Source organism: Streptomyces sp. NPDC002690, from assembly GCF_053592415.1.
Genome location: NZ_JBSFVR010000685.1, coordinates 1 through 1,698 on the forward strand (window position 1 = coordinate 1; position 1,698 = coordinate 1,698).

The following is a 1,698-nucleotide window of genomic DNA, read 5'->3' on the forward strand; positions in this document are numbered from 1 at the left end:
AGCGTGGCGAGGACGAGGTCCGGGTTGTGGACCTCGACGCCGGCCGGCGGCGCGATGTCGGCAGCGGTGACCAGGCCGGGACCCTGCTTGCGCAGGTACATCACGACCGGCTCGTCGTGCTCCGAGGAGACGACCAGCTGCTTGATGTTGAGGATGAGGTCGGTCACGTCCTCCTTGACGCCCGGCACGGTGGTGAACTCGTGCAGGACACCGTCGATCCGGATGCTGGTGACAGCGGCACCGGGGATCGACGAGAGGAGGGTACGGCGCAGGGAGTTGCCGAGGGTGTAACCGAAACCGGGCTCCAGCGGCTCGATGACGAACCGGGAGCGGAACTCGTCGACGACCTCTTCGGTCAGCGACGGGCGCTGGGCGATCAGCATGCTGATGTCCTTCAGTCGTGGGCACCCACTATTTGATGCCCGACAGATACAACAAGGGTACGGGCGGTACGCCCCCGAAGGGAGGTACCGCCCGGTCCCACAGGTGTGCGCGAACACAGACGGCCGTCACCGGCCGTCATGCGTCAGACGCGGCGACGCTTCGGCGGACGGCAGCCGTTGTGCGGCGTCGGGGTGACGTCCTGGATCGAACCGACCTCGAGGCCCGTGGCCTGGAGGGAGCGGATCGCGGTCTCGCGGCCGGAGCCCGGACCCTTGACGAAGACGTCAACCTTGCGCATGCCGTGCTCCTGCGCGCGGCGGGCGGCCGACTCGGCGGCCATCTGCGCGGCGAAGGGGGTGGACTTGCGCGAGCCCTTGAAGCCGACGTGGCCGGCGGAGGCCCAGGAGATCACGTTGCCCGAGGGGTCCGTGATCGAGACGATGGTGTTGTTGAACGTGCTCTTGATGTGCGCGTGGCCGTGAGCGACGTTCTTCTTTTCCTTGCGACGCACCTTCTTGGCTGCGCCCTGACGACCCTTGGGGGGCATGTCTTACTCCAGATGGAGAGGGGAGGTGATCGGTCCTACAGCGAAGACCGCTGGTTGCTGCTCGGCCGGATATCCGGACCTCGCAGTGCGTCCGCTGAGGACTACTTCTTGCCCGGCTTCTTCTTACCGGCGATGGCGCGACGCGGGCCCTTGCGGGTACGCGCGTTCGTGCTGGTGCGCTGACCGTGCACCGGCAGGCCACGACGGTGGCGAATGCCCTGGTAGCAGCCGATCTCGATCTTGCGGCGGATGTCGCCCTGGATCTCGCGGCGGAGGTCACCCTCGGTGCGCAGGTTGGCGTCGACGAACTCGCGGATCTTGACGAGGTCCTCTTCGGCCAGGTCGCGAACGCGGGTGTTCGGGTTCACGCCGGTCGCGGCGAGGATCTCCTTGGACCGGGTGCGCCCGATGCCGAAGACGTAGGTGAGGGCAACCTCCACGCGCTTTTCGCGCGGGATGTCAACACCTGAAACGCGTGCCATTCAATGGCTCCAGTTGTCATATCGGGGGTCTTCCACAGTGCCGCTCCCGACCGCCGACCGCTCGAACGAGTCAGTGGTACGCCCGGGTCCCCGGCCCCCGCCGGAGGTGTCGTCAGCCGTGGCTTGGACGGGCACTGCGTATGTACGTATTACGTGCGTCGCGCGAAGAACTGCGAGATGCAGGGGGTCGTGCGTCAGCCCTGGCGCTGCTTGTGGCGCAGGTTTTCGCAGATGACCATGACCCGGCCGTGACGGCGGATCACCTTGCACTTGTCGCAGATCTTC

The 1,698-nt window shown here is 66.6% G+C and carries 3 protein-coding genes and 1 pseudogene; all 4 read right to left on the reverse strand.

Annotated features, from left to right (window positions below; genetic code table 11):
* Positions 1 to 383, reverse strand: a pseudogene (locus tag ACWD3D_RS36695) (DNA-directed RNA polymerase subunit alpha); the annotation flags it as partial.
* Positions 384 to 526: 143 nt separating this feature from the next.
* On the reverse strand, positions 527 to 931 hold the full coding sequence (gene rpsK / locus ACWD3D_RS36700; RefSeq protein WP_003956432.1) for a 30S ribosomal protein S11: 405 nt from the start codon (positions 929 to 931) through the stop codon (positions 527 to 529).
* Positions 932 to 1,032: 101 nt separating this feature from the next.
* Entirely contained in the window at positions 1,033 to 1,413 is a 381-nt protein-coding gene (gene rpsM, locus ACWD3D_RS36705) for a 30S ribosomal protein S13 (protein ID WP_266705192.1), read from the reverse strand.
* 194 nt (positions 1,414 to 1,607) lie between these two features.
* Positions 1,608 to 1,698 (reverse strand): 50S ribosomal protein L36 (rpmJ, locus tag ACWD3D_RS36710; RefSeq protein WP_451461443.1); only part of this gene is annotated, 91 nt, incomplete at its 5' end.

Coding starts and splice junctions, on each gene's coding strand:
- rpsK (WP_003956432.1), bottom strand. CDS start 931: ATGCCCCCCAAGGGTCGTCAGGGCGCAGCCAAGAAGGTGCGTCGCAAG.
- rpsM (WP_266705192.1), bottom strand. CDS start 1,413: ATGGCACGCGTTTCAGGTGTTGACATCCCGCGCGAAAAGCGCGTGGAG.